This is a genomic window from Pseudomonas putida (genome assembly GCF_028682175.1).
In the GTDB taxonomy this organism is placed as follows: domain Bacteria; phylum Pseudomonadota; class Gammaproteobacteria; order Pseudomonadales; family Pseudomonadaceae; genus Aquipseudomonas; species Aquipseudomonas putida_AD.
The window spans coordinates 16,429-42,288 of the sequence record NZ_JANHKS010000008.1 but is presented as its reverse complement, the minus strand read 5'-3'; the positions used below and the strand labels follow the sequence as shown (position 1 = coordinate 42,288).

Annotated in this window: 24 protein-coding genes; 8 read left to right on the top strand and 16 right to left on the bottom strand. The window is 61.8% G+C overall.

From position 1 onward, the window contains the following. Nucleotides 1-44 precede the first annotated feature (44 nt). Together NPS29_RS08105 and NPS29_RS08100 are read left to right on the top strand one after the other, a co-directional pair. Complete coding sequence (locus tag NPS29_RS08105; RefSeq protein ID WP_274131870.1) at nucleotides 45-1,277, top strand: YbfB/YjiJ family MFS transporter; 1,233 nt, start codon at nucleotides 45-47, stop codon at nucleotides 1,275-1,277. Between the two features lie 196 nt (nucleotides 1,278-1,473). Continuing rightward, complete coding sequence (locus NPS29_RS08100) at nucleotides 1,474-2,721, top strand: M20/M25/M40 family metallo-hydrolase (protein ID WP_274131869.1); 1,248 nt, start codon at nucleotides 1,474-1,476, stop codon at nucleotides 2,719-2,721. A 230-nt stretch (nucleotides 2,722-2,951) separates the two neighbouring features. Here the strand turns inward: NPS29_RS08100 and NPS29_RS08095 are convergent, their stop codons facing one another. Together NPS29_RS08095 and NPS29_RS08090 are read right to left on the bottom strand one after the other, a co-directional pair. Beyond that, complete coding sequence (locus NPS29_RS08095) at nucleotides 2,952-3,893, bottom strand: ketopantoate reductase family protein (protein WP_274131868.1); 942 nt, start codon at nucleotides 3,891-3,893, stop codon at nucleotides 2,952-2,954. A gap of 210 nt (nucleotides 3,894-4,103) precedes the next feature. Then, the gene (locus NPS29_RS08090) at nucleotides 4,104-5,534 is read right to left on the bottom strand and encodes a pyridine nucleotide-disulfide oxidoreductase (RefSeq protein ID WP_274131866.1); all 1,431 of its coding nucleotides are present in this window, start codon (nucleotides 5,532-5,534) and stop codon (nucleotides 4,104-4,106) included. 864 nt (nucleotides 5,535-6,398) lie between these two features. Here NPS29_RS08090 and NPS29_RS08085 point away from each other — a divergent pair. Beyond that, on the top strand, nucleotides 6,399-6,713 hold the full coding sequence (locus NPS29_RS08085) for a hypothetical protein (protein WP_274131864.1): 315 nt from the start codon (nucleotides 6,399-6,401) through the stop codon (nucleotides 6,711-6,713). 24 nt (nucleotides 6,714-6,737) lie between these two features. Here NPS29_RS08085 and NPS29_RS08080 read toward each other — a convergent pair whose 3' ends face one another. The 3 genes from NPS29_RS08080 to NPS29_RS08070 form a co-directional block, all read right to left on the bottom strand. Then, entirely contained in the window at nucleotides 6,738-7,154 is a 417-nt protein-coding gene (locus NPS29_RS08080) for a hypothetical protein (protein ID WP_274131862.1), read from the bottom strand. A 381-nt stretch (nucleotides 7,155-7,535) separates the two neighbouring features. Next, nucleotides 7,536-7,799, bottom strand: a complete 264-nt coding sequence (locus NPS29_RS08075) for a DUF1652 domain-containing protein (RefSeq protein WP_274131860.1) — start codon at nucleotides 7,797-7,799, stop codon at nucleotides 7,536-7,538. Between the two features lie 371 nt (nucleotides 7,800-8,170). Next, entirely contained in the window at nucleotides 8,171-8,647 is a 477-nt protein-coding gene (locus tag NPS29_RS08070; protein WP_274131858.1) for a GNAT family N-acetyltransferase, read from the bottom strand. 407 nt (nucleotides 8,648-9,054) lie between these two features. Between NPS29_RS08070 and NPS29_RS08065 the strand changes: the two genes are divergently transcribed. Next, nucleotides 9,055-9,987, top strand: coding sequence for a hypothetical protein (locus NPS29_RS08065; protein ID WP_274131856.1), 933 nt, complete (start codon nucleotides 9,055-9,057; stop codon nucleotides 9,985-9,987). Between the two features lie 157 nt (nucleotides 9,988-10,144). Here the strand turns inward: NPS29_RS08065 and NPS29_RS08060 are convergent, their stop codons facing one another. After that, the gene (locus tag NPS29_RS08060) at nucleotides 10,145-11,002 is read right to left on the bottom strand and encodes a LysR substrate-binding domain-containing protein (RefSeq protein WP_274131854.1); all 858 of its coding nucleotides are present in this window, start codon (nucleotides 11,000-11,002) and stop codon (nucleotides 10,145-10,147) included. 114 nt (nucleotides 11,003-11,116) lie between these two features. Here NPS29_RS08060 and NPS29_RS08055 point away from each other — a divergent pair, with 114 nt between their 5' ends. Both NPS29_RS08055 and NPS29_RS08050 read left to right on the top strand, forming a co-directional pair. Then, nucleotides 11,117-11,821 (top strand): haloacid dehalogenase type II, encoded by a 705-nt coding sequence (locus NPS29_RS08055; RefSeq protein WP_274131853.1) that lies wholly within the window; start codon nucleotides 11,117-11,119, stop codon nucleotides 11,819-11,821. A 10-nt stretch (nucleotides 11,822-11,831) separates the two neighbouring features. Next, nucleotides 11,832-12,617, top strand: a complete 786-nt coding sequence (locus tag NPS29_RS08050; protein WP_274131851.1) for an aldolase — start codon at nucleotides 11,832-11,834, stop codon at nucleotides 12,615-12,617. A gap of 209 nt (nucleotides 12,618-12,826) precedes the next feature. Here the strand turns inward: NPS29_RS08050 and dctM are convergent, their stop codons facing one another. The 8 genes from dctM to NPS29_RS08010 form a co-directional block, all read right to left on the bottom strand. Next, nucleotides 12,827-14,110 (bottom strand): C4-dicarboxylate TRAP transporter large permease protein DctM, encoded by a 1,284-nt coding sequence (dctM, locus tag NPS29_RS08045; RefSeq protein WP_274131849.1) that lies wholly within the window; start codon nucleotides 14,108-14,110, stop codon nucleotides 12,827-12,829. Continuing rightward, the gene (locus NPS29_RS08040) at nucleotides 14,110-14,742 is read right to left on the bottom strand and encodes a TRAP transporter small permease (protein WP_274131848.1); all 633 of its coding nucleotides are present in this window, start codon (nucleotides 14,740-14,742) and stop codon (nucleotides 14,110-14,112) included. Before NPS29_RS08040 ends, dctM begins: the two co-directional genes overlap by 1 nt. A gap of 79 nt (nucleotides 14,743-14,821) precedes the next feature. Then, nucleotides 14,822-15,829 (bottom strand): TRAP transporter substrate-binding protein, encoded by a 1,008-nt coding sequence (locus tag NPS29_RS08035; RefSeq protein ID WP_274131845.1) that lies wholly within the window; start codon nucleotides 15,827-15,829, stop codon nucleotides 14,822-14,824. A gap of 163 nt (nucleotides 15,830-15,992) precedes the next feature. Further along, complete coding sequence (locus NPS29_RS08030) at nucleotides 15,993-16,817, bottom strand: HpcH/HpaI aldolase/citrate lyase family protein (protein ID WP_274131844.1); 825 nt, start codon at nucleotides 16,815-16,817, stop codon at nucleotides 15,993-15,995. Nucleotides 16,818-16,992: 175 nt separating this feature from the next. Next, nucleotides 16,993-18,192 (bottom strand): CaiB/BaiF CoA transferase family protein, encoded by a 1,200-nt coding sequence (locus NPS29_RS08025; protein ID WP_274131843.1) that lies wholly within the window; start codon nucleotides 18,190-18,192, stop codon nucleotides 16,993-16,995. Between the two features lie 127 nt (nucleotides 18,193-18,319). Then, nucleotides 18,320-19,684: an MmgE/PrpD family protein gene (locus tag NPS29_RS08020; protein WP_274131842.1), complete on the bottom strand. Its 1,365-nt coding sequence runs from the start codon at nucleotides 19,682-19,684 to the stop codon at nucleotides 18,320-18,322. A 10-nt stretch (nucleotides 19,685-19,694) separates the two neighbouring features. After that, nucleotides 19,695-20,858 (bottom strand): acyl-CoA dehydrogenase family protein, encoded by a 1,164-nt coding sequence (locus NPS29_RS08015; RefSeq protein ID WP_274131841.1) that lies wholly within the window; start codon nucleotides 20,856-20,858, stop codon nucleotides 19,695-19,697. Between the two features lie 64 nt (nucleotides 20,859-20,922). Further along, nucleotides 20,923-21,762 carry an FAS1-like dehydratase domain-containing protein gene (locus NPS29_RS08010; RefSeq protein ID WP_274131839.1) on the bottom strand — a complete coding sequence of 280 codons (840 nt, stop codon included), beginning with the start codon at nucleotides 21,760-21,762 and terminating at the stop codon, nucleotides 20,923-20,925. 135 nt (nucleotides 21,763-21,897) lie between these two features. On the opposite strand from NPS29_RS08010, the gene NPS29_RS08005 reads away from it, so the two are divergent. Continuing rightward, nucleotides 21,898-22,788: a LysR family transcriptional regulator gene (locus NPS29_RS08005; protein WP_274131838.1), complete on the top strand. Its 891-nt coding sequence runs from the start codon at nucleotides 21,898-21,900 to the stop codon at nucleotides 22,786-22,788. 112 nt (nucleotides 22,789-22,900) lie between these two features. On the opposite strand, the gene NPS29_RS08000 is transcribed toward NPS29_RS08005, so the two are convergent. Beyond that, entirely contained in the window at nucleotides 22,901-23,740 is an 840-nt protein-coding gene (locus NPS29_RS08000; protein ID WP_274131837.1) for an AraC family transcriptional regulator, read from the bottom strand. 121 nt (nucleotides 23,741-23,861) lie between these two features. Here NPS29_RS08000 and NPS29_RS07995 point away from each other — a divergent pair, with 121 nt between their 5' ends. Continuing rightward, nucleotides 23,862-24,593, top strand: a complete 732-nt coding sequence (locus NPS29_RS07995; RefSeq protein WP_274131836.1) for a CatB-related O-acetyltransferase — start codon at nucleotides 23,862-23,864, stop codon at nucleotides 24,591-24,593. Nucleotides 24,594-24,783: 190 nt separating this feature from the next. On the opposite strand, the gene NPS29_RS07990 is transcribed toward NPS29_RS07995, so the two are convergent. Continuing rightward, complete coding sequence (locus NPS29_RS07990; protein WP_274131835.1) at nucleotides 24,784-25,731, bottom strand: alpha/beta hydrolase; 948 nt, start codon at nucleotides 25,729-25,731, stop codon at nucleotides 24,784-24,786. Between the last annotated feature and the right edge of the window lie 129 nt (nucleotides 25,732-25,860).

Below are 25,860 nucleotides of genomic sequence, written 5' to 3'. Positions count from 1 at the left end.
TATCTCTTTCCGAGGTCAGCAACATGCAGCCCGAAGCCGTTTCTATGGATACGTCATCCCCGGACAATGCGCCCGTCCGCCCTGCCATCCCCTGGCACGCCATCATTGCCGGGCTGTGCGCCACCCTGGTCGGCATCGGCCTGGCGCGCTTTGCCTACACGCCACTGATTCCGCCGCTGATCGAGAACCACTGGTTCGCCACCTCCGACATCATCATTCTCAGCGCCGCCAACCTTGCCGGCTATTTTATCGGCGCGTTGCTGGGGCGCCCGGTTGCTCGCAGGTTTTCCAATCGCACCACCCTGCGCCTGATGATGGTGCTGGTGACGCTGTCGTTCGCTGGCTGTGCGCTGCCGCTGTCGACCCTGTGGTTCTTCGCCTGGCGCTTCATTTCCGGGCTGGCCGGTGGCGCGATCATGGTGCTGGTCGCCTCCACCGTGCTGCCGCACATTCCCGGCACGCGCAAGGGGCTGGCCAGTGGCGCGATCTTTTTCGGGCTGGGCCTGGGCATCGCCGCGTCCGGTACGCTGGTGCCGCTGCTGCTGGACACGGGGCTGCGCATCACCTGGCTGGGCCTGGCGGCGTTCTGCGCGGTGCTGACGGCCATCAGCTGGACTGGCTGGCCACAGGTTGCGGCGTCGACGGCGACAACAGGACCGGATTCTGTTCAGGCGGTGCAGGTACATCGCCCGCCGCGTCATGTGCTGTTTCTGAACCTGACCTATCTGCAGTTCGGCTTGATGGCGATCGGACTGGTGCCGTTGATGGTGTTCCTGGTGGATTTCGTCGCGCGGGACCTGGGGCTGGGTGCTCACGTCGGGGCGCTGTACTGGATCGCCTATGGCGTCGGTGCGCTGGCAGGACCCATGCTGTATGGCTACATCGCCGACCGGCTGGGACCGGTGCGGGGCATTCGCCTGGTGCTGGTGGTGCAGGCGCTGGTGGTCGGCATTTTGTACAGCTCCCACAGCAGCCTGCTGATCGCGGCGCTGACGCTGGTCATCGGCAGCTTTCCGCCCGGCATCGTGCCGCTGGTGCTGGCGCGGGTTCATGAACTCCTGCCCCAGGATGCCGGCGCCCAAGGAGCTGCGTGGAGCCGCGCGACCACGGTGTTTGCGCTGATGCAGGCGCTGTCCGGGTATGGGTATTCGATGCTGTTCAATGCCAGCGGCGGGGATCATCGGTTGCTGTTTCTGATTGGCGCCGGGGCGTTGGGGTTGGCGCTGCTGGTCGAGGCAGTGGTTCGCTTGGCGGTGCGTGCAACACAGTCCACGTAGCAGCACGGTTTGCCGGCGGGGGCGGCCTACGGATCGCTCCCGCGGGCAAGCCCGGCTGCTACGGGATTTGTGGTGCTTTCACGGGCGGGGTGTGGGACGAATTGATTGGGGACAGGTCGCATTCCAACATGCACAAACCTGTACAAGACGCTAGGGTAAGGGGGCGTTTTCAAAAAACAACATCAAGGACAGACCCATGCCGTCATCGTTTTCCCGCTCGCTGCTCGCCAGCGCCCTTGCCCTTGGCCTCACCTTCGCCGTCGCCTCCCCGGCCTTTGCCGAGCCGAACAAACAGGTTCAGGCCGATGCCGACAAATACAAGGACGAAGCCCTCAAACTGCTGGAAAGACTGGTCAACATCGACACCGGGTCAGGCTATGAACCGGGCCTTACCCAGGTGCGCGACATCACCGTCGAGGAGCTGAAGAAACTCGGCGCCACCATCGAAACCTTCCCCAACACCGCACCAGACAAAAGCAGCCATGTGGTGGCCACAATCAAGGGCACCGGCAAGGCGAAAATCCTGCTGATGGCGCACATGGACACCGTGTTCAAGGAAGGCTCGGCAGCTGCCCGGCCCTTCCATATCAAGGATGGTCGCGCCTACGGCCCTGGGGTCATGGACGACAAGGGCGGGATCGTCGCCGGACTCTATGCGCTGAAAATTCTGAAGAACATCGACTTCAAGGACTACGCGCAAATCTCCTTCCTGCTCGACGCCAGCGAGGAGACCGGTTCGGCAGCCGCCACCGAGCTGATTCAGAAAGTCGCCAAACAGCATGACGTGACCCTGAACCTGGAACCAGGCCGCCCCGCCGATGGCCTGGTGGTGTGGCGCAAGGGCAGCGCCACTGCGGTGGTCGAAGTCAAGGGCAAGGCGTCCCACGCAGGTGTCGCGCCGGAGCTGGGTCGCAATGCGGCGATGGAGGTGGCGCACCAGATCCTGCAACTGGGCAAGCTGGGTGATGCCGAGAAGAAAACCACCATCAATTTCACCGTGCTCAACGCTGGCGACCGGGTCAACGTGATTCCCGACCAGGCCACGGCCAAGGGCGACGTACGCGCCGCAGTGCCCGAGGAGTTCGATCGCATCGAGAAAGACCTGGCGCGGGTTTCGGCCAACAAGCTGATCCCGGAAACCGAAGTGACCACCCACCTGGATCGCGGCCTGCCGCCCATGCCGCAGACGCCTGAATCGGACAAACTGGTGGAGATGGCGCAAGGGATATATGGCGAAATCGGCCGCAAGCTGACCATCGAAGGCAGCGGCGGCGCAGCGGATGCCAGCCTCTCGGCGGGCGTCGGCGTGCCGACCCTGGATGGTTTCGGCATCGTCGGCGGCAATATTCATACACCGGAGGAATATGCCGAAGTGGAAAGCGTATCGCCCAGGATCTACCTGCTGACCCGGATGATCATGGAGCTGGCGAAGGCCAAGGGGTAAGCCAGAAGTGCGTTGCTTGCGCGGTCCGTAGCAGCTCGGCTTGCCGGCGATTGCGATCATGAAGGCGCCACGCCGGCAAGCCGGACTGCTACGGGATTGATGTCGTACACATGACCGTAGCAGCGCGGCTTGCCGGCGGGAGCGGTGGGTCAGTCACCGATATGCAAGCTGACACACCGCCATCGCGGGCAAGCGCGCTCCTACGGGCGGGGGCGTTCGCAAGATCACCGCTACCGCTGCTCCCTCACCCGCCGCGCTTCGTAGGACTTGAGGTGCAGGTTCACGTAATCGAGCACCGTAATACCCGCTTTCGCATGTCTGTCGGAAGCGGCGCGACGGGCGATCATGTCGCCGATCACGTGATCGACCTCTATCGGCGCACCCCGCTCGATATCCCGCAGCATGGACGCTGTCATCTTCGAGCCCTTGGTGGTCAGCATCGTCTCGAATCGCTCGCGCACCTCGCTGCGCAACGCATAACCGGAATGCTCGGCGACGCTGGCGCACTCGGCCAGCAACTTGAGAATCAGTGGCTCGCCCCCGCTCTGGATCACATCGCCAATGCTCGCGCGCATGGCGCCGGTAATGCCTGCGCCGGTGGCGATGAAACACCATTTTTCCCACATCTCCTGAACGATCTGCTGACTCAGGTTTGCGGCAAATCCTGCGTCGGCCAGCGCCTCGGCGACTTTCAGAATCCGTGGGGTCAAGGCGCCGCTCAGCTCACCGAACGATAACTGGTTGGTGTCGTTCAGGTGCAGGATCGCCCCCGAGGCGTCACGGTCCAGGGAAATCAGGCACTGCCCGCCCAGCACGTTCTCAGGACTGAACCGCGCCGCCAGGCGATCCAGATGCGCCATGCCATTGAGCAGCGGCAGGATCAAGGTCGCGGGACCCACGGCGGCGGCAAAGGACTCCATCGCTGCATCCAAGTCGTAGGCCTTGCAACTGAGCACGATCAAATCGAACACCTGATCCAGCATCGGCGTCATGACGTGGGGCGGCGATGGATACAGAATATTGCCCAGCGGACTGCGCACGATCAGACCGTCGCGGTCCAGCTCTTCGGCACGCCCCGGGCGCACCAGGAATGTCACGTCGCGCCCCGCCTCCAGCAGCCGACCACCAAAGTAGCCGCCAATCGCCCCTGCACCCACGATCAAAATGCGCATGTTCTGTCGGTTCCTTGTGGAGTCAATGAAGAGGGTACGAACACCCCAGAATAGATGAAGGATCGCACTCTATCCAAAAATTGAATGATGACCAACATATTGTTTTCCCACGACATTGCTGAAGGCTATAAACCTGCGCCGCGCAAACATCAGGCAAAAAAAATCCCGAACCACCAGAGGCGGTTCGGGACGCAAGTCTTGCAAGGAGAGTCAGGATTGCGCGTTGGCCAGCACCGGCCACAGGAACGGCTGGCGCTGCTCTTCGCGACTGGCCACCAGCGTGCGGCTGACGCTGACGGGCTGAGCGAGCGGTTCCTGCAGCCGCGCCAGAACGGCATCGATCACAGCCCCGCTGGCGTCATGGTGGAATTGCCAGACGCCGTAGATACGGCCGTCGAATGACGCTTCGCTGCCCAGCCGAGGATCAACGCCAAGCCCGGCACCGAGCCCGAACAGGTGCAGGCCATAGAGGCGCTGGCCGTTGGAATCAAGTGGGCAGCCGGCGGGGTCCGAATCCACCCCGCCCTTGACTTCCATCAGGCTGATCGCGCCACCGGCGACATAATTCATCGGCGGCAATAGTGGCTGGTAGCCGGTGCACTGCACCACCACCTCGGACTCCGCCAAGGCCTGACGCGCCAGTTCGTACTGACCCTCGGGACCGTTCAGCGTCTGCAGCAGATGCACTCTGACACCGGTTTTGCCGACATGCCCGTTGGCCAATGCCTCACGTCCTACATCCAGCGCACGGTAGCGCAAGCCGCCGGAGCGGTTGACGCGCCCCGATACCGGGCACACATCCCTGACCGGATCGAAGGCATAGCCTGCGTCTGTCGCCGCCTGGGCGGTCTCGTAGAACAGCCGGATCGGCGAACGGTGCACCAGGGTCACTTCGTCCATGCCGGCGAATTCCAGGGCGTCGGCGAGGTTTTCCAGCGTCGAGAAGGCACTGTGAGAACCGCCCACCACACTGATCCGCCCCTTGCGCGCCAGCGTCGGGGCGAAGAAATCGCGCAGTTGCACAGCGTTCATGCGCAGCAGTTCGTCGGCGCTCTGAACCTTGGCCGTGGGTGGAACGGCCAGGCCCTGGTCGGCAAGGCTGTCGAGCAGGTTTTGCGGATCCTGCCGCCCGCCCAGATTGAGCACCAGCGCCCGGCAACGGATGCGCCGGGTGTGCCCCTGGGATTCGACCCAGACCTGATAACCGTCATCCTCGTGCACCACCTCGGTGATGGTGGTGCTGGTCCACAGCTTCACACCGTAATGCTCGACGATGAAGTCGAGCACCAGTGTCGAGGCCTCGGCGAGCAGCTCGGCCACATCCGCCAGTTGCGGCGCGCTCTGGGCCTGACGGCGGATACGCCAATACGCCGGAGAGTGTTCGAGGGGTTCGAACACATCCTTGAGCGCCGGATCGCGCAGGCAATCGAGGAACACATCGCCTACCGAGTTGGCAGTGATCCTGTAGTCGCCCAGGCGACCCGTGCCCGGGTTGGGGCTTGCATCGACAATGATCAGGCCTTCCCTGGCCAGCTCCGGCATGGCTCCGCTCTTCAATGCATTGAAAAGCAGCCCCATTCCTGCCGGTCCGGCACCACCGACTACGCAACCGCAAACGGTTTCCAGATGATCTCCATACATAATCTTGACTCCAAACGAGGTCGATGCATTGAGCGCAGCCCAAAATGCGTCCGGGACAATGTGTAACAGGCGCAAAGAACCGCCTGCTCTAAAGCAACTTGCGTTTATGTGTAACTTGATACGAACATGTCTAACTTGATACAAAACATGTACCGCAGAAAACCTTGGGCATGACTACCGCACACCGACCATAAGGGCAGCGGGTTGAAAACGGCAGCAAGTGCGCGGCAGCGCCACTAAGAAGAGGAATCGATCACCTGGCGGCGCCCTGAAATCACTTCTGCGGGGACCTGGGAGACGCTACCGCCATTAGCGAAGCGCTCTGGTTCGGGACTTCCAGGCGCGCAATCGGTAACGGGTCAAAATTTATTTCAAACTATTACAAGAAGAATTACGTAGGGTGATAGTTTCAAAAAACCCGGAAGGTGTCAAATTTTCGAGAAAATCTCGTTTTGTGTAATCTGAGTGTTCAACATACTGTTTTAAAACGATTTTATTTTTTGACGTCATTATTTCTGGAGCGGTGAATATCTCCATACATTTTTAAAATCGCAACCGTTCATTTTTTTATCAACTTGCGATTAATCGAACCGCAAACTTGGCTGCTAGTTGTCGGAAAACTGTCACATCATTAGCCTGCTTATTATCCGGATGAGAATGTTTTCCAGCCGGTTTTCCGTCCATTGAGGCGCAGGCATATTAATGACGCCATAAAAGCCGCTTTTCTCCGAAATCAAGCCGCTGCCTTGCCAGTGCAGTCGATGGATGGTCATACCTGCCGGCAAAAACACAGAACTATTCCCGGCCCGCCCGGTTCCACTGTCTGGCTCGTACCACTTTTGAACGGATATGGAGGTCGCAAACATGAATGCTGAGAAAAACCGTCGGTCCAGCATTGCCGAAATCGACTATTCACGTGACACCCTGTTTGGCCCTATTCCCATGCAGGCGACGTGCAGGGTTCGCCTGGCCACGGTGGAGATGGACGGCCACAGCTTCAGGGAACTGACGATCATTGGTGAAGTGCCCGATTACCTGCCAAAGTCAGCCATCATCCGCGTTGCACTGGACGGCAGGATCGAAGCCGGCCCGATCCGCGAGCACTACGCGATCGAGCACAATGGCGAAGAACAATTCAGGCTGTTGTTTGAAAATGAGCACCACCGCAGCGTGCATTGATCGCACGAGCTGGTGCCGGGCGCGTTATTGCAAATGACTGGCGTGTTGCAGGCCTGCAGCCGAGTCGGCATGCAGGTTGCCGCCCTCAAGCGCCGGAGCCTGGCCTAACGGGCCGTGGCTGACGTGCTGGACCTCGGGTGCCACCAGGTCGTCGCCAATAAGCCCGGGCTGCTCCCCATAGCGCAAGCCCTGAATCTGCGGTGCCGTGTCGAGCACCGGGTCGGGCGGCAGCAGGCGTTGGCGTTCCAGGGCGGTCATGGGGGGCTGGAAACTGGCGTTCCTCGCTTCCAGGCGCTGCAGCATGAGGAGTATGGCTGCCACACAGAGCACGACGATGCCCATCAGCAAGCCAACGCCCATCATTACCTTGCGTCGACGAACATCGCCCCTGAGGTCCGACCCCTGCGGCACTTCACGGGCATCGGGCTGGTAGTCAGCCATGCATTCCCCTGTCTGTGTGGTGTTAAGCGAAACCGGCGGCCTGCCGCCCTGTGCGGGCTTAAGATAAAAGGTATGCGAGCGTAATTCCAGATCTACGTGCAGATGCCCTGATCCTGCCGCCGATGGAACGCGCATCCCGGCAGACATTGGCCAGAATTCTGGAACACTTCATTTGAGTGCGGTCGCGTCATTCGTTCAACGCTATTGCGGGGATAGGTGAGAAATATATAAGAGGGGTGGAGTTATCGAAGGTGATAAACCCAAAGCCTTGATCAACTAACATCCGTCGCCAGAGGCGCTAAAACAAAAACGCCCATGACATGCACTGCATCATGGGCGTCGGTCTGTGAACCCTGGTATACGTAAAACACATCGCGTCATTCAGCCTGCCAGCGCATGTCGCTGCTGGTAGCGCGAATTGTTCAGGTCGGCGCGCAATTCGCCGATCAGTTCGCACAGGGCGCGGCTATTGTCCAGCCGCTCCAGCGCAATACCGCTGGCCAGCAGCTCTACGCGCTCGGTGAGCGGGTCAATCACTTCGACCGTCATGGAGTCACTCATCACGGTGCAGTTGCAACGCATCGGCAGAAACGCACTTTCAATTATGCTGCGTAGTTCAAGGTTGGAAAGCGTACATGCAATCATTAGTTATATCCTCCCGAGGCGACTCCTGTCATAACTTGTAACAGTCACTCGCCAACACCCAGTAACCCACTTGCGTGGGGATGCCATCGCTCGATTCGTCTCAAGAACCTCATGGTTATTGGCGAATAAGCCAAGTTATACGCCTGGCCCAAACCGGAAGCAAACAGCTGAAAAACAGTGAATTGTGGCGCCGGTTAACTGTCTTCTCGTTTCGAAAAAACGATTCATCAGCAGTAACCAGTGGAAAAAACGAGCGGATTCGTTCGAGGGTCAGCAGTGGGGAGGCTGAACAGGCCCGGAATTGGCGCAAAAGACATTGAACCGCTCGTCGGCCACTGTAAGGCTGACCGACGAGTGGCAATTCGTGGAAGTTATTCGCGGGGCAGGCGCAGGTGAACCAATGCCACGCGAGCGCCTTTCTTGTCCTGGCGTTCTTCGATGGCGAAGGGTTTGAAGCCGAGTTTGGGGTAGAACAACAGGCCCGGCACGTTGTGGTTGAAGCAGGAGGCGGTCAGTTCCTTGGCCTCATGTTTGCCGAAGGCCAGTTCCATCATGCAACCGATCATGTACCTGCCAACGCCCTTGGCGCGGGCATGGGGCGCGATGATGACGTTGCCCATCGAGCAGCGGCCCCGGAAGTCGAAGCGGGAAAAGTTGGCGAAGCCGACCACTACCCCGTCCAGTTCAATAACTGTGTTGTCGGAGCGCTGTTCAATCGCATCTTTCAGCTGCGCAGGGGTGAGCGGAAAGGTGGCCTTGGGGAACATGTAGAAAAGCTCGTCGATGCTCTGAGGCATGTCGCAGACGGCCGGGATGTCTTTTTCTTCCAGGGGGCGGTGCACGAACATGGTGGTAAACCTCTCGAAGATCGGTGGGCCGTGCGCAAACTATAGGTCATGCGCTGGCACCGGGACATTAGCCTAAAGGCGGGTAATGCATATATATGTTGCGGTTCTGCGTTCAGAAAGTCCGCAGGAGCGGACTGCACAGGACAACCCTTCAGAAAATGAGTGCCAGAATATTTCTAGCGGGTCTCGATCAACGCGAAAAACATCGTGCAATCCCTTGATCGGGCTGAACTTCTACAAACCGGGCAGAACGCCACCGCAACCTTGGCCTGTCATGCAAATTGCATGAACAGGACTGCATACCCCATCAGTTAACTTACTGATTTATATTGCAATTTCTTATTTCAACCACTGGCACAGCCGGTGCATTAGCTCCTGCAACACCTATTCGCATGGAGCAGCACACGATGAACGTTTCCCCTGATTCCTATCCTGCCGACGTAGAAGAACCCTCCACAGCATCAGGCGTGTCCTGGGCTGCCATCTTTGCCGGCGCCGCGGGCGCCGCTGCCTTATCGTTGATTCTGGTACTGCTGGGCTCCGGGCTGGGCTTCTCAGCGATGTCGCCGTGGGCCAGTGAAGGGGCCAGCGCCAAGACACTGGGCATTTCCACGGTGATCTGGCTGGCGCTGACGCAAATCATCGCTTCGGGCCTTGGTGGCTATCTGGCCGGTCGGCTGCGGGTGAAGTGGTCGAACATGCATGGCGATGAAGTGTATTTCCGCGACACCGCTCATGGCTTCCTGTCCTGGGCAATCGCAACCCTGGTGACCGCTGTGCTGGTCGTGGGCTCGGTCAGCGGCATCGTCGGCAGCGGTGTCAAGGCCGGTGCCAGTGCGGTAGCAGGCGTTGCCGGGACCGCAGCGGTTGCAGCCGGCAGTGCAGCCGGTAACACCAGCTCCGATCAATATGGCTACTTCGTCGACAGCCTGTTCCGCGACGACCGCCCTGCAGCCGTCAGCGATGACGCAGCGCGCGGCGTGGTGGTGCGTATCTTCGCCAAGACCCTGGCCAACGATGGTCAGTTGGCAACCGAAGACCGCAACTACCTGGCCCAACTGGTTTCGCAACGTACCAACCTGAGCCAGGCCGACGCCCAGGCCCGTGTCGATCAGGTTTACGGTCAGGCCAAGCAGGCCGTGGCTGACGCCAAACTCAAAGCCCAACAAGCCGCCGAGACTGCAGCCAAGGTTGCCGCCATGACCGCGCTGTGGACCTTCGTCGCCCTGCTCTGCGGTGCCTTCGTCGCCAGCCTCGCCGCCATCTGGGGTGGCCGTCGCCGTGACGCCGTGACCTACGTTGAAACCCGTGCTTACGCCAGCACTTCTACCCTTCGCTGATCAAGGAGAAACATCATGCGCTCATTACTGCTGTGGTTCCTGGGTGTGCCGATCCCGGTGATTATCCTGATCGCACTTTTCATGCACTGACCGAGTCGTAGACGATCCGCGTGGTGCCCTGATGTTCTGGGCCTGCGCGGATTTTTTTTTGCCTGTATCAATTGCCTGTCATCTGCCCCTTCATGTACTCGACCAGGGTGCGCTGCACATCGGTCAGCATCCGGTTGGCCGCCACCAGCGCCAGCTCGCTGGGCGGCACCGCCGCAAACCCTTCCTCCACGCCCAGCAAACGATGATCGACCAACATGGCCGACGCAGGCAGCAGGCTGATCCCCAGCCCAGCAGACACTGCCGCCTGAATGCCCACCAGACTCTGGCTGGCAAACGCCACGCGCCAGCGCCGCCCGGACGACTCCAGGGCGTGCACGATGCGGTTTCGATAGATGCAGCCCTGAGGGTAAACCACCAACGGCACAGGATCGTCGATGACGTCCATCTGGCACCCCGCCACCCAGTTGACCTGTTCAGGCCAACTGGCCAGTGCCGGTTCCTGCTTGCTGCCGCGATCACGCTTGACCAGCGCCAAATCGATCTCGCGGTTTTCCAGGCGCTGATGCAGATCGACGCTCAGGCCGTTGACGGTGTCCAGTCGAATGCGCGGATGCTCCCGGGCAAAGCCGGACAGCAAGGCCATGAGGCGCTGCACGTCGAAATCCTCGGGCACGCCCAGCTTGACCACGCCAACCTCGCCATCGCCACACAGCACGCTGTGGGCTTCCAGCGCCAAGGCTACCAGCCGCCGGGCATAACCGATCAGGCGCTCGCCGTCTTCGGTCAGCTCGATGTGCTTGCTCGCCCGCTGTCGCAGCAACAGAGGGCGCCCAAGCGTCTCCTCCAGTTTGCGGATTTGCTGGCTGACTGTGGACTGGGTGCGGTTGACCCGCTCGCCAGCCTTGGTAAAGCCGCCTGAATCGACCACGCTGACGAACGTGCGCAGCAGTTCCAGATCAAACATGGCGTTCGCCCTCTTAATTCGAAATACAACTTATTTTTTGATCTTAATTTAATTTTACGATCAAAACCACGAACGTCTAGAGTGGCCTCACAACACTTCGATCTGGAGCCGACCATGACCACTCCCCGCCCCCGCTGGCTGACCTTCGACTGCTACGGCACCCTGATTCAATGGGACGAAGGCCTGCTCGACTGCGTGCGTCAATTGCTGGCGCGCAAAGGCAATCCCGCACTGGATGCCGACCGTTTCATCGAGATCTACGACCGTCACGAACACCGCCTGGAACAGACGCCACCCCACCATTCGTTCGCCGACATTTCCCGCCAGTCGATGGCCCTGACCCTGGAAGAACTCGGCCTGCCCTGCGAGCCTGACGACGCCGAGAGCCTGATTCGCCGGATCGGCCAGATGCCGCCCTTCCCTGAAGTGCCCGAGACCCTGAAGTGGCTCAAGGCCCAGGGCTTCAAGCTGTGCATCGTGTCCAACACCGATGACGACATCATCAAGGGCAACGTGGCCCAGCTTGGCGGCCATATCGACCGCGTGATCACTGCGCAACAGGCGCAAGCCTACAAGCCCGATCACCGCCTGTTCCGGCATGCCCATGAGCAATTGGATGTGGATCTGGACGAGGTGCTGCACATCTGCGCCAGCCCCCATCTGGACCTGACAGTGGCCCGGGACCTGGGCTTTCGTTGCGTGTGGATCGACCGCGGCACTCGCCGCAGACCCTTGCCCGACTACACTCCTGACGCGACGCTGACGAACCTGGCCCAGGTGCCCGACTACATTCGCGGCAAGGGTTGGGCGAACGAATAAGGAGAGCTCCATGGCACACGATCTGCGCAGCGCTGCGCGCAACGACCGGCACTACACGAACCTGGACAGCCCGCAGATCGCCGCCGCCCGGCTGGACCTCGCCGCCAGCCTGCGCATGGCGGCGCGGCTGGGCTTGAGCGAGGGCATCTGCAATCACTTTTCGGCGCTGGTGCCAGGGCATCCCGAGCTGTTTCTGGTGAATCCCTATGGCTTGAGCTTCGAGGAGATCACGGCGTCGAGCCTGTTGATCTGCGACTTTGACGGCAATGTGATTGCAGGCGATGGCAAGCCCGAAGCGACGGCGTTCTATATCCATGCCCGGCTGCACCTGAACAAGCCGGGCGCCATTGCGGCGTTTCACACACACATGCCCAATGCCACGGCGCTGGCGATGCTCGAAGGCGAACCGCTGGTGTGGGCCGGGCAGACAGCCCTGAAGTTTCATGGCCGGGTGGCGGTGGACGAGGACTACAACGGGCTGGCGCTGGATAACTGCGAAGGCGACCGCATCGCGGCGTCGATGGGCGGGGCGGATATTCTGTTTCTGAAGAATCACGGGGTGATGGTGACCGGTCATAGCATCGCCCAGGCCTGGGACGATCTCTACTACCTGGAACGTGCGGCCGAAGTGCAACTCAAGGCGATGAGCAGCGGGCGAGCGTTGAAAGCCCTCGAGCCGCAGGTGCTGTTGCGCACGGCCCGGCAGATGGGTGAGGAGGATGCCGAAAGTGCGCGATTGCATCTGGAAAGCGTGAAACGGATCCTGGCGCGGCACGCGCCTGATTTCGCCGATTGACCGGCCCGAACACCACGCACCGTAGCAGCACGGCTTGCCGGCGGGGGCGGTGTATCAGACACCTCTGCATTGCCTGACACGACGCCCCCGCCGGCAAGCCGTGCTGCTACGGGGGGAATCGGCACAATGGGATGAAAAAAGCCCCCGAAGACTCAAAGTCGACGAGGGCCAAGGCACTGCGCTCACAGTTCGGTCAATGACTCACGCCGTCATGGCATGCCCAGCCAGTTCGGCAGGGCCAGCGAGATGAACGGCACGTACGTCACCAGAATCAGGAACAACAACAGGATAGACAACCACGGCAGCGCCGCGCGGATCGTCTGCCCCAGGGTCAGGCCGGTCACCGCCGAGGTCACGAACAGGTTCAGCCCCACGGGTGGGTGAACCAGGCCGATTTCCATGTTCACCACCATCACGATGCCCAGGTGAATCGGGTCGATCCCAAGCTTGGTGGCAATCGGGAAAAAGATCGGCGCCAGGATCAGCACGATGGCCGAAGGCTCCATGAAACTGCCCGCCACCAGCAACACCACATTGACCATGATCAGGAAGCCGATTGGCGTCAGCCCTTCGGAAATCACCCAGTTGGTGATCTGCTGCGGGATCTGTTCGGTGGTCAGCACGTGGGCGAACAGCATGGCGTTGGCGATGATGAACATCAGCATGATGCTCAGTCGCCCGGACTCCAGCAGCACCTTGGGGCAATCGCGAATGCGCATGTCCCGGTACACGAACAGCGCGATGAACGCCGAATACACCGCCGCCACGGCCGCAGCTTCGGTAGGGGTGAACATGCCGCTGTAGATGCCGCCCAGGATGATCACCAGCAACAGCAGGCCCCAGAATGCCCGTCGCGCGGTGGACAGCCACTCGCGGAACGACACCCGTGGTTGCGCTGGCAGCTTCTTGACCCGAGCGACGATGTAGATCACCACCATCAGGATCACGCCCAGCAGGATTCCCGGCACTACGCCTGCGATGAACAGCTTGCCCACCGAAGTCTCGGTGGCCGCCGAGTACACCACCATCACGATCGACGGCGGAATCAGGATGCCCAGGGTACCGGCGTTACAGATGATCCCGGCGCCGAATTCCTTCGGGTAACCCGAACGCACCATGCCAGCCACGGCAATCGAACCCACCGCCGCCACCGTGGCAGGCGAAGAGCCAGACAACGCCGCGAACAACATGCAAGCCAGCACTGCCGCAATCGCCAGGCCGCCGCGAATGTGGCCCACACAGGCGTTGGCAAAGTCGATCAAGCGCTGCGCCACGCCACCTGTGGTCATGAAGGCGCCGGACAGCAGGAAGAACGGAATCGCCAGAAAGGTGTAGCTGTCGGATGTTTCGAACAGCTTGATCGCCAGCGAACTCAATGAGTCCTGGCTGAACAGCAGGATCGATACCGCACCGGACAGGCCCAGCGAAATCGCAATGGGCACGCCCAGGAACATGAACACGAACAGCAGGAGGAACAGACAAAGAACGGTCATCAGTGTTGCTCCTCGTTAGGGTTGGCCAGTTTGCTGGCTTCTGCTGCCTCATCGGCCAGCCCAAGGCCCGTCTGCCGGTGGGTCCAGATGCGGTAGAGAATTTCCAGATAACGGGCGATCACCAGCGCGAAGCCAATGGGCACGATGACGGTGATGTAGGCGACCTTGACGCCATAACGGTCCAGGTCTTCAGCGCCGATCCCGGCCACGAACAGCGCCGACACCCATTTGTAACTGGCGATCAGGAACAGCGCGCCGTAGGCCAGGCAGCAGGCGCAGGCGAGCATCGCGAGAATCCGCTGCACCGGTTTGCTGGTCTTTTTCACCAGCGCATCGACCCCAAGGTGCCCGGCAGTGCGCACGCCGTAGGAGATACCGAAGAAAATCAGCCAGCCGAACAAGGCCTTGGTCAGGGCGACGCTCCAGGTCATGCCCTGGGCATAACCCATCAAGTGATCGCCGATCCCTGCGAAAAAATCACTGCTGACCGCCCACTGGTCGCTGAGGGTGTAAAACAGCGTGTAGATGTTGTTCAGCGCCACGTAGACGAAAGTCACCAGCGTCATGGCAGCCAGCAGAAAGGCGATCATGCCCTCCTCCAGGTGCTCCCAGAGTCGCGTCAGCGATTGCATAAGAATTCTCCGAACGTCGAGAGAGCGGCCACCGGGAGCCCGGCGGCCACGCAGACATCACTGCCTGGATGAAGCGGTCTTATCGGGCGACGACAGACGCCTGGTTGGCATCGTCCGCAGCCTTGATCAGGTCCGGGCCGATTTCTTCGGAGAACTTGTCCCAGACCGGCTTCATCACTTCACGCCACTTGGCGCGCTGCTCGGGGGTGAGGGTCACGATCTCGCTGGTCTTGGAATCGATGATCTTCTGCTTGGCGGTCTGGTTCAGGGCTTCGGCCTGTTTGTTCACCTCGACCGTCACCTGATCCATGATCTTTTGCAGCTCGTCGCGCACATCAGGCGCCAGGCCGTTCCAGAACTTGGAGTTGGTGATGACCATGTAGTCGATCAGGCCGTGGTTGGACTCGGTGAAGTACGGCTGCACCTCGTTGACCTTCTGGCTCTCATAGTTCGACCAGGTGTTCTCGGTACCGTTGACGGTGCCGGTCTGCAGGCCCTGGTACACCTCGGCGAAGCTCATCTTGCGCGGGTTGGCATGCAGCGCCACGAACTGCGCTTCCAGCACGCTTGAAGCCTGTACGCGGAACTTCAGGCCGCGGGCGTCCTTGGGCTCGACCATCTTCTTGTTCGATGACAGCTGCTTCAAGCCGTTGTGCCAGTAAGCCAGGCCGTGAATACCCTTGTCGTCCATCGAGGTCAGCAGCGCCTTGCCTTGGGGGCCCTGCTGGAAACGGTCAACGGCGGCCAGATCATTGAACAGGAACGGCAGGTCGTAGATCTGGGTTTTCTTGGTGTACTGCTCGAACTTGGCCAGCGACGGCGCCAGCATCTGTACGTCGCCGAGCAGCAGGGCTTCCATTTCCTTGCCGTCACCGAACAGCGAAGAGTTGGGGTACACCTCGACCTTGACCTTGTCTTTCAAGGCCGGGTCGGCGGCGACCATTTTCTGGAATATCAAGGCGCCCTGGCCTTTAGGCGTGTTCTCCGCCACCACGTGGGCAAACTTGATGACGACGGGGTCAGCGTGCGCCATACCGGCCACGGAGACTGCAGCGGCGCAGAACAGCGCCTTGGTCAGCTTCAACATCGATATCACCTTTTTATTTTTGTAGGAGCGTATTTTTTGTAGGAGCAATCGGTACTGCTTGAGCGTTGTGCACCCTAACCATGCCCAACATGATGTGTTTAGAGAATCAGCTTTTATGTAAGCCGGCATTCGTCATAGCCGAACGCCATATGGCGGACGGGCCTCATCTCGCGCTCATGGCCAGCAATCGCTGCGCCCGCAACAGCACCGGAGCATCGACCATCTGCCCGTCCAGCTGGAAGGCACCTGCGCCGCCGGCTGCGGCACTGGCGTCCACCACCCGCCGGGCCCAGCCCAGATCCTCGACACTGGGCGCCAGCGCGGCGTGGATCATCGGCACCTGCGCCGGATGAATGCACAGCGCGCCGCCGTAGCCCATGTCGTGGGCATGGCGGATGACCCGGTGCAGGCCGTCGGGATCGCCGATGGCCGGGTGTACGCCGTCCAGCGGCGGCAGCAGGTCCGCCCCTCGGGAATGCAGTTGCACCGACATGCGCGCCTGATCGAGGAACATCTGCGCCGAGGCGGTGCCGGTGTTGAGGTTCAGGTCCAGCGCCAGGTCCAGGCCGCCGAACGACAAGCGCTCGACACCCGGTGCATGGGCAATTTCCTGCAACGCCAGAAGGCCCTTGGCGCTTTCGATGATGGGCAATACCGGCTTGCCGGTGGCCCACACCGCCGCCACATGGGCGGCACTTTCAACCTTGGGCAGCAGCACGCCGGCCACGCCCGCGTGTTGTTTGCAGAACGCCAGGTCAGCGCCATGCTCGGCATGATCCGGCGCATTGACCCGCACCCAGACCGACGCCTGTGGGTTGGCCTGCAGAAACGCCGCCAGATGATCCCGCGCCTGGCGCTTGAGCGGCTCTTCGACGGCATCCTCGAAATCGACGATCACCGCATCGGCGCCAGCAGCCAGCGCCTTGGCGAAACGCTCGGGTCGGCTGCCGGGGACGAACAGCGCGGAGCGGATGGTGGGTTGGGGCATGGTTGAAAAATTCCTTGGTCATGAATCAATGTCAGAGCACCACCCGACTCTGTGGGAGCGGGCTTGCCCGCGAAGGCCGATCACCAGACACCAAAGATGGGGCGCCTGCACTGGCCTCTTCGCGGGCAAGCCCGCTCCCACAGAGTGCAGGGGCTGGGAGCAATTCCGTCGGCCCTTAAACCACGCCGGCGGCACTCATCCGCGCCTGCTCCTCGGCGGAAAAACCCAGCTCGCCGAGGATGCTCTGCGTGTGCTGCCCCAGCCCCGGCACGCCATCCATGCGCGGGGTGAAGGCGGCGTTGCGGCCAGGCGGCAGCAGCGACGGCAAGGGCCCCGACGGGCTGTCCACTTCGCGCCAGCTGTCGCGGGCCTTGAGTTGCGGGTGGTCCCACACGCCGTGCATGTCGTTGACCCGTGCGTTGGCGATCTGCGCGTCCTCAAGACGCGCCACCACCTCATCCAGGCTCAACGCGGCAAAGCCGTCGACGATGATCTGCCGCAGCACCTCGCGGTTTTCCGAACGCTTGAAGTTGGCCGAAAAACGCTCGTCGGTGGCCAGCGCCTTGTCCAGCAACACCTTCTCGCAGAACAGCGCCCATTCGCGCTCGTTCTGCAGGCCCAGCATGATGGTGCCACCACCGCCGGTGGGAAACGGCCCGTAGGGGTAGATCGTCGAGTGCGACGCCCCGGCCCGTGGCGGTTGCGGCGCGCCGTTGTAGGCGTAGTACATCGGATAGCCCATCCACTCCACCAGGCTTTCCAGCATGCTCACATCGATGCGGCTGCCCTCCCCGGTCTTGTCCCGCAGCAGCAGCGCCGAAAGGATGCCGGTGTAGGCGTACATGCCGGCGGCGATGTCGGCGATGGAGCAACCGGCCTTGGCCATTTCGTTCTCCCCCGGTCCGCCAGTGACCGAAAGAAAGCCGCCCTCGCTCTGGATCAGCAGGTCATAGGCTTTTTTCTTCTCGTACGGGCCGCCTTCGCCATAACCGGACACATCGCAGACGATCAGCCGCGGGAAGCGTTGGTGCAGGGTTTCGAACGACAGGCCCATGCGCGCCGCAGCACCCGGCGCCAGGTTCTGCACCAGTACGTCGGCCTTGGCCAGCAGCGACTCAAGGATATCGCCGGCCACGTCCTGCTTGAGGTCCAGGGTCAGGCTTTCCTTGGAGCGATTGGTCCAGACGAAGTGCGAGGCCAGGCCATCGACGCGCTGGTCGTAGCCACGGGCGAAGTCACCGGTGCCGGGGCGTTCGATCTTGATCACACGGGCACCAAGGTCCGCCAGTTGCCGCGTGCAGAATGGCGCCGCAATGGCGTGTTCCAGGCTGATCACGGTGATGCCGTCCAGGGGACGGGGGTTTTGTTGAGTCATGTTTTTCCACCTCTCACGCATCCCTGTAGGAGTGAGCTTGCTCGCGATGCGTTGTGTCAGTCACTACCTCTGGCACAGGCATACCGCTATCGCGAGCAAGCTCACTCCTACAGGTTCGGCGTATGCCTTAAATCAGATCGCCCAATTCCCGCGCATCGCGCAGTTGCCAGACCCGCTCGATCAACGCCTTGCCCTGCTCCACCGTGCGTGCGCCGGAGAACGCCAGCAGGCGCTGAACCTTGGCTTCCAGCTCTGGCCGCGACAGGGTGTTGCCCGGGTCGCCCTTGGGCTCGTCGATGGCCGCGCTCAGGGTGCGTCCGTCGGTGGTGGTGACGATCACCCGGCCCAGCCAGCGCGCCGGGTAGGCGCCATCCACTTCCGGGTCCAGCTCCATCGTGACCTTCTCGCGGAACGCTGCGACGGCGGCGTCGGTCAGGGCCAGGTCGCGGAATTCGATCAACTGCGCGCTGCCATGCACGGCGATCAGGCCCAGCACCGCGCCCATCGAGAACTTGGCCTGGTGCACCGTCTGCGGCACATCGACCCGGCCCAGCACGTCAATTGCACCCTGGTGAACACGGGTCACCACCTTGGCAATCTGGTCGTGCTGCAAGCCTTCGCGCTGCATCAGGTGCAACAGCGCATCGGCGGCCGGGTGAGTGTGGCGGCACGAGGCGTGGAACTTGAACGAGGTTTCCACCAGCGCCCAGCGCGTGCCCAGACGGTCGGACAGCCACTTCGGATCGCTGTCGGTGGACATCCCCGCCGCCATGCCCTGGTCGCCTTCAAGAATGTTGCGCGCGCCGGTCAGGCCGTCCTCGGTCATGTAGGCGGCGAGCAAGCCGTCGGCCGCGGCCTTGGCGGTGTGCAGCTGTTTGGAATCGGCCGCGTCACGCAGGAATTCCCACAGGCCCGCCGCTTGAGTGCCGGCGCTGCCCAGCAGGTTGATGAACTGCTCCTGATTGAAGTCCAGCAACTTGCCCACCGCCACGGCTGCAGCGAGGGTGCCGACGGTCGCGGTGGTGTGGAAGATGCGGTAATGCGAACGGCCCATGAACTCGCCGATACGAATGCCCGCCTCGTAACCTGCGACCGACGCCAGCAGCAGATCCTGCCCGGATTTGCCCAGGTCCTGCGCCGCCGCCAGCACCGCCGAAAACACCACGGTGGCCGGGTGCAGCACGGAGCTGTTGTGCAGATCGTCCTGCTCGACCAGATGGGAAGCGGCGCCGTTGACCAACGCCGCGAAGTACGCCGAGGTGCGGCGGTCGCTGGTCAGCACCTTGGCCTTGCCGTCAGCCGGGCCCATGCGCTCGGCATAGCGCTCGAAAATCGGGATCGGCCGCGCGCCCTTGCTGGCCAGCGCCGAGCCGATCCAGTCCAGGAACAGGTCTTCGGTACGGTCCAGCACGTGGCCTGGAATCTGCTCGTATTTCAGCTCGGCGAGGAAGCCCGCTAATACCTGAGTGTGGCTTGCCTGGGTATGACTCATCGGGATGTCCTCAGAAGCTGCGTGGCAGTTCGAGCAGGTGCTCGGCGACGTAGGAAAGAATCAGGTTGGTGGAGATCGGCGCGACCTGGTACAGGCGGGTCTCGCGGAATTTGCGCTCCACGTCGTATTCGTTGGCAAAGCCGAAACCGCCGTGGGTCTGCAGGCAGGCGTTGGCCGCTTCCCACGAGGCCTTGGCCGCCAGGTACTTGGCCATGTTGGCTGCGGCGCCGGCATTCTTGCCGCTGTCGTATTCCTCGCAGGCGCGCCAGCGCATCAGGTCCGCCGCTTCGATTTCGATGTGCGCTTCGGCAATCGGGAACTGCACGCCCTGGTTCTGCCCGATGGGGCGACCAAACACCACGCGGTCGCGGGCATAAGCGCTGGCCTTTTCCACGAACCAGCGGCCATCGCCGATGCACTCGGCGGCGATCAGCGTGCGCTCGGCGTTCAGGCCGTCGAGGATGTACTTGAAGCCCTTGCCCTCTTCGCCGATCAGGCTGTCAGCGGGCAATTCGAGGTTGTCGAAGAACAGCTCGTTGGTTTCGTGATTGACCATGTTGGCAATCGGCTGCACGGTCAGGCCGTTGCCGATGGCTTCGCGCAGGTCGACCAGGAAGATCGACATGCCTTCGGATTTCTTCTTCACCTCGGCCAGCGGCGTGGTGCGCGCCAGCAGGATCATCAGGTCCGAATGCTGGATGCGCGAGATCCAGACCTTCTGGCCGTTGATGATGTACTTGTCGCCCTGCTTGACGGCGGTGGTCTTGATCTTGGTGGTGTCGGTGCCGGTGGTCGGCTCGGTCACGCCCATCGATTGCAGGCGCAATTCGCCGCTGGCGAGTTTTGGCAGGTAGTAGCTTTTCTGCGCGTCGCTGCCGTGACGCAGCAGGGTGAACATGTTGTACATCTGGCCGTGCACGGTGCCGGAGTTGCCGCCGCAGGCGTTCACTTCTTCGAGAATCACCGAGGCTTCGGCCAGGCCCAGCCCCGAGCCGCCGTACTCGGTGGGGATCATCGCCGACAGCCAGCCGGCATCGGTCAGCGCCTTGACGAAGGCTTCGGGGAAGCCCTTTTCTTCATCGATCTTGCGCCAGTATTCGGCAGGAAATTCGGCGCACAGGGCGCGCACGCCTTCACGGATGGCATTGAGATCTTCGTTGTCGTATGGACTCATGGTGTGTGCTCGCATCTGGCAGCGGCGCGGCGAATGCGCGGCCGGCTCTGTAAAAGAAGAGAAGTCAGTCGAAACGCACTTCGGCGCTCTGGGCCACACCGGCTTCGTTACCGGCCCACAACTGCGCCGTGCCTGGCTCGGTGATGCGCCCACCCACGCGAAACGGCGTCGGCACGTTCAGCGGGCGCACGCCGCGATAGGCGAAATGGCGCACTCGTCTGGAAGGGTTGGCGCGGATGAAGGCCCGCAGATTGAAAGTGGCGATCATCGGCCCGTGCACCACCAGCCCCGGATAACCTTCGGTTTCGGTGACGTAGGGGTAGTCGTAATGGATGCGATGGCCGTTGAAGGTCACGGCCGAGTAGCGGAACAACAGGGTCGGCGTCGGCTCGATGGTTTCGCTCCAGTCGCCCATGTCTGGCGCCTCGCCGCTGGTGAGCTTGGGCGGATTGGGTTCGCGGTAGACGATGTCCTGTTCTTCACGCACGCACAGCTCGCCGTCTTGCGAGTAATCGTGGCGCAGCGTGACGAACAGCAAGGAGCCGGTGCGGCCGTGCTTCTCTTCGATATGCAAGATGGTCGACAGGCGATGGGCGTCGGCACCGACTTTCAGCGGCTGGATGAATTCGACGCGGCCTCCGGCCCACATCCGGTTGCGGTTGTCGGCAGGCGGAAGAAAACCGCCGCGGGCCGGATGGCCGTCACTGCCCAGTTGGCTTTCGAACACCGGTTCCTGGAAGAAACACCACTGCCACAGCGGCGGCAATGCATCGCCTTCAGCTGGCAGCGGCTCGCCAAAGGTGGCGGCAATGCGCTTGATCAGGTTGTGGCTCAGATGGTCTTGAGCCTCTTCGGTGCGTCCGATCCAGGCGCTGAAATCCACCGGCGAATCTGTCGAACTCATAAGGGATAACCCTCTGCGGTTGTTGTTATGAGGCGATCATGGAATGTGTCCGGCATTCTGTGAATTTGCATTTGCGTATACCGGCGTTCATGTATGCTGAACGGCCCTCAGTATTCGCAACGTTCGGATTCAACCATGCACTTCGACCTGGCTGACTTGCGCCTCTTCATTCACATCGGCGAATCCCCGAGCCTGACCCAGGGCGCCCGCCGCGCCTTCCTGTCCCCTGCCGCCGCCAGCGCCAGGATCAAGGCCCTGGAAGGCCAACTCGACACCCGTCTGCTGTACCGCGACAGCCGTGGCGTGGAACTGACCCCGGCCGGCCAGCGCCTGCTCAAGCACGCCCGGCTGATCATGAGCCAGGTCGATTACCTGAAAAGCGAGTTCACCCACTACGGCACCGATTCAGCCGGGCACATCCGCATCTTCGCCAACACCACCGCCGTGACCGAATTCCTGCCCGAGGTGCTGGCAGGCTTTCTGGCCCAGCGCCCGGGCGTCACAGTGGACCTGCAAGAGCGGTTGTCACGGGACATCGTGCGCGGCGTGCTCGACGGCAGCACCGACATGGGCATCATCGCCGGGCCCGTGGAAGCGGCGGGTTTGCAGGTGATGCACTTCAGCACCGACCGCCTGGTGCTCACGGTGCCCGCAGGCCATGAACTGGCCGCGCAGAAGAAGGTCACCCTCAAGCAGACCCTGGCTTTCCAGCACATCGGCCTGCACGAAGGCAGCACGCTGTTGAGTTTCCTGCGCGATCACGTCGAAAGACTGGGACAGAACCTGTCGCTGCGCATTCAGGTGTCGAGCTTCGAGGCCATCTGCCGGATGGTGGAAGCGGGTGTCGGGATCGGCATCATTCCCGAGTCGGCCGCCTCGCGTCACAGCCGCACCATGAAACTGGTGACCATCGAGCTGGACGAACCATGGGCGGTGCGCGAACGGAGCATTCTGGTAAGGGAACTGGACGCGCTGCCGGGGGTGGTCAGGGCGTTGATTGCGGTGTTGATGCCGGGGGCCCTGTAGCAGCACGGCCTGCCGGCGGGGGCGTCGTGCCTGGCGACGCAGGGTTGTCTGCAACACCGCCCCGCCGGCAAGCCGTGCTGCTACGCAGATGGCGTTGATGAGCTGAGAGTGGTCAATCCCGCATACCCAACATCTTCAACCACTTGCCCGGCGGGTAACCGAAAGTTTTGACGAAGTGTCGGGTCATGTGGCTCTGATCAGCGAATCCGGCCATGACCGAGGCGTCGGTCAGTGACATGCCGCAGGAGATCGAGTGGCGCACCAGGTCCAGCCGGCGCAGCGTGAGGTAGCGATGGGGGCTGGTGCCGAACAGGGCGCGAAAATCCCGGGACAGGCGCCAGCGGTCGGTGTCGCTGGCCTGTTCCAGTTCGTCCAGGGTCACGCCCTGCTCCAGGCTTGCCATCAGCAGCTCACGCGCACGCTCGGCGGCCGGAAAATCCACGCGCTGCCTGCCCTTGCGCACGCCCGCCGCGGTTTGCAGGGCGATGGCGATGTCGTAGACGGCATCATCCAGTTCCAGCGGATCCAGTGAGGTCTGCAAGTCCCGCAGCAAGGTCTGTGTGGCCCGGAACAGCCGCGGATCGCTCGATACTCCCCCCTTGATGAACGGCAGCGGCTTGCCGCCGAGCACCTGCTGGATCATCGCAGGCTCCAGGTAGAACATGCGATAGCGGAAGCCGTCTTCGGTCCCGGCGTGGCCGTCGTGGGGCTCGTCGGGGTGCAGGACCATGGTCTGGCCCGGCAGGTTATTGACCATTTCCTTGCCGTACCGGAAGCTCTGCACCCCGGACAGCGTATGGCCAATGGCGTAGGTGTCGTGGCGATGCATCTCGAAACCGTGTCCATGGAAATACGCCTCGATCCGCTCCATCTGCGGCAAGGGTTTGGCCCGCACTACCCAGTCCCGGTCGGAATGGGTGAGGTGGGCTTCGCCGTTCGAGTATTTGTCCATGACGCGAGCTCTGATTTACCGGGTGCCCCGAAACGTGGCACCATTGCGAACCGTTATCAACATAAAATACACCATCGCGACGTTATCGCGCCTTCCTCTTCGCAAGTTGCAGACCGCCCCTATGAATTTCTTTCGCCGCATGCTTCTGGACCGTCAGCTCAAGCGCGCTCTGGCCCACAACAAATGCCGTCTGGACAGTGGGATCAAGGGGCTGCGACGCAAGATGGAGCTGACCCTGGAGCATGGGGTCAAGCTGCACCAGGTCAAGATCAACTCCGCTTGCCTGAGCATCGGCGCATATACCGATATCGTCAGCGGCACCGAATTGCAGAACGTCGCCAGCATTGGCCGCTACTGTTCCATCGCGCGCAATGTGACCATCGGTCAGAATCGCAAATCCCATCCGCTGGACTGGCTCAGTTCCCACAGTGGGCTGGTTGGCCTGCGCCAGAGCCAGGCAGGGGTTGCACAGGCCCATGAGGAAGTGGGCCAGACCGTGATCGGCCACGATGTATGGATCGGCATGGATGTCCTGATTCTGGAAGGCGTGACCATCGGTACCGGCGCGGTGATTGGCGCGCAGTCACTCATTACCAAGGACGTGCCGCCCTACGCCATCGTGGTGGGGTCACCGGCCAAGGTGCAGCGTTATCGTTTCGACCAGCACATCATTGACGGCCTGCTGGCCAGCCAGTGGTGGAACCTGACCCCGCACCAACTGGCCGAGCTGCCCATCGAAGACCCCGAGAAGCTGCTCGAAGCGCTCAAGGGCTTCGTGGTGCCGGACAGCCACCCGGGCCGCGTCGTGGTGCAGAACAGACCGTTCTCGGTCGAGCACCAGCCCGCCCAGTAGAGCCCACGACCGCCCCGTAGCAGCACGGCTTGCCGGCGTATTCCAGACTTTCTGACAGAGAACCCTGTGGGAGCGGGCTTGCCCGCGAAAGCGGTGGGTCAGACAACATCGCGTCACGGGACCTTCCCATTCGCGGGCAAGCCCGCTCCCACAGGTTTTTACTTGCGGCCGGCCAGCCTAGCGAAGCGGCTTATCCAGGCTGTCTGGCCGTTGCACTCTGCGCGCTGTGAGCCACCGGTGCCTTGGCCGTCAGCAATGCCTGGATTGCCTGGGCGTAGGCCTGGCGCCCCAGGTTCATGCTGTTGTTGTGGTTGCCGCCGGGCACCATCAACAGGTTCTTCGGCTCTTGCGCCGCGTCGAACAATTGCTGGCTGAAGCGCGGCGAAACGAATGCGTCGGCTGTGCCATGAACGATCAGCACCGGCATGTGAATGTCGGCGATCTTGTCGATGGAATCGAATTTCTGCGACACCAGCCAGCGCACCGGCAACGAGGTGCGAGTGCTGGCGACCGAGGACGCGACGTCCGCCAGATTGGTAAAGGTCGACTCGACGATCAATCCGCGCGCCTGAATAGGCTCATCGCCCTTCTGCGCATCGCGCCCCAGTTCTGCCGCCAGGTCCACCGCCACCGCACCGCCCAGGGAGTGCCCATAGATCAGGCGCTTCTGCGGATCGGGTTGCAGTTGTTTCAGACGCTCCCAGGCGATGCGCGCATCTTCATACACAGACGCTTCTGAAGGCAGTTGCCCCTTGCTCTGGCCAAAGCCCCGGTAGTCGATGGCCAGCACCGAAAAGCCCAGGACGTGCAGTTGCTCGATGCGGAAAAACTGCCCGGTGAGGTTCCAGCGCGAACCGTGCAGATAGAGGATCGAGGGCGCGTCTTTCTTCTCGCCCGGCCACCACCAGGCGTGGATGTTCTGGGACAGGCCAAAGGACGGCGCCCTGAGTTCCAGCTCCTGCACATCCGCAGGAATCCCGTGGTACCAGCTGGCGGTGCCCGGCTCGATCATGAACACCAACTCACGCTCCTTGTGCTGCAGCGCCGCGCAACCGACCGGCAGGCCGACCACGATCAGCACCATGCACAGCCAGAAAAACCAGCGAGCCTTGAAATGAGCCAGGGAGAGTTGCGGCATAGACGATGGGGTCCGGGAATTCGAGTACCCGGGCAGTTTGCCATTGATCGGCGGCGCAGGTCATACCCAAGTGCCGAAAGGAGCCCTTTGTCGATTTCACCCAGCGCCGTTCGACTAGCCAGTGTCAAA